The following is a 1,400-nucleotide window of genomic DNA, read 5'->3' as shown; positions in this document are numbered from 1 at the left end:
ATATTAATAATATAGAAAACATTTGTAAGATTGGAATTTTAATATAGGTTTATAAAAATAATGAAAGTGTGTCTTCTATTTCGTGTAAATCTCATTAGCTTGTTGAAATTTGCAACGTAGGAAGGGTTTGAAGGATGAGAAAGATTATTAGCGTTTTAGTTATTTTCTTTATGACAGGAAGCATCTTTGCTGGGGGAGCTGTTCATGCGAAAGCAGAAGGAAAGCATGAATGGAATACGAATAAGTTTTTAAATATTGCACATCGCGGAGCAAGTGGACATGCACCTGAGCATACTTTTGCTTCTTATGATCTAGTGAAAAAAATGAAAGCGGATTATTTAGAGTTAGATATTCAATTAACAAAGGATGGCCAATTAATTGCAATGCATGATACAGCAGTTGATCGCACTACAAATGGAACAGGCGAAGTACGAGATAAAACGTTAAGCGAAATAAAGAGTTTAGATGCTGGATCATGGTTTAATAAAGCGTATCCAGAAAAGGCTAAGCAAGAGTATGTTGGGCAAAAGGTTCCAACTCTTGAAGAAATCTTCCAAAAGTATGGAAGAAGTATGAAGTATTATATTGAAACAAAATCACCAGATGTGTATCCAGGAATGGAAGAGAAATTGTTGGCGTTGTTACAAAAATATAATTTAGTAGGCCAAAACATGTCTTCTAGCCGTGTTATGATTCAATCATTTAGTAAAGATAGTTTGAAAAAGATTCATAGTATGAATGAAAATATTCCGTTAGTTCAATTGCTTTGGTATTATCCAAATGAAAACAATGAAATTGTTGAATGGTCTGGTATTACACATGAACCGAAAAGTGTAACAAATGATGATTTTCAAGAAATTAAAAAGTATGCAGCTGGTATTGGACCAAACTTACGTAATGATAACGGAGAACTAATTATTGATGAGTCATATATGAAAATGGCTAGGAAAAATGGACTGTTAATTCACCCTTATACAATTAATGAGAAACCCGATATGAGACTGTTAATCAAATGGGGTGCTACAGGAATGTTTACAAATTATCCGGATCGATTACATAGTGTATTAAAGGAAAAATAAGTGGAAAAGGGTATACCAGTGTTTTAGGTATACCCTTTTTAATTTAACTCCCCGATAAACGTAATCTCTTTTTCATAGCATTCATCTGCATCATAAATAATTTCTTGAAAGTGAAGCGTTTTGAAGGAATGACAAACTGAAATTTCCCATGTCTCCCAAAAATCAATTTCATTTGAAAGAAGAATCCATTTTTGAAATTCACTATCTCTATTAAAGAAATTATGAAAGTAGTCCTCATTTTTAAATATAATGATTTGCGAATCCCATAAATTATTTATAGAAATCAAAACAACAACTCGATATGTATGTGTATCCCTAGGT

The 1,400-nt window shown here is 32.1% G+C and carries 2 protein-coding genes; one reads left to right on the top strand and one right to left on the bottom strand.

Going from position 1 to position 1,400, the window contains the following annotated elements; all coding sequences use genetic code 11:
- Window positions 1-134: 134 nt before the first annotated feature.
- On the top strand, window positions 135-1,079 hold the full coding sequence (locus ABWK52_RS09685; protein ID WP_001226340.1) for a glycerophosphodiester phosphodiesterase: 945 nt from the start codon (window positions 135-137) through the stop codon (window positions 1,077-1,079).
- Window positions 1,080-1,117: 38 nt separating this feature from the next.
- Here the strand turns inward: ABWK52_RS09685 and ABWK52_RS09680 are convergent.
- A partial coding sequence (locus ABWK52_RS09680) for a DUF3916 domain-containing protein (protein ID WP_353771922.1) occupies window positions 1,118-1,400 on the bottom strand: 283 nt, incomplete at its 5' end.

Origin of the sequence: Bacillus sp. AP50, assembly GCF_040492675.1 — a bacterium.
GTDB classification, from domain to species: domain Bacteria; phylum Bacillota; class Bacilli; order Bacillales; family Bacillaceae_G; genus Bacillus_A; species Bacillus_A cereus.
Note: the sequence above shows the minus strand (reverse complement) of the source record. Positions and strands in the feature narration are given on the sequence as shown.

Excerpts from the sequence above, each read along its gene's own strand:
- ABWK52_RS09685 (WP_001226340.1), top strand. The coding sequence starts at position 135 with ATGAGAAAGATTATTAGCGTTTTAGTTATTTTCTTTATGACAGGAAGC.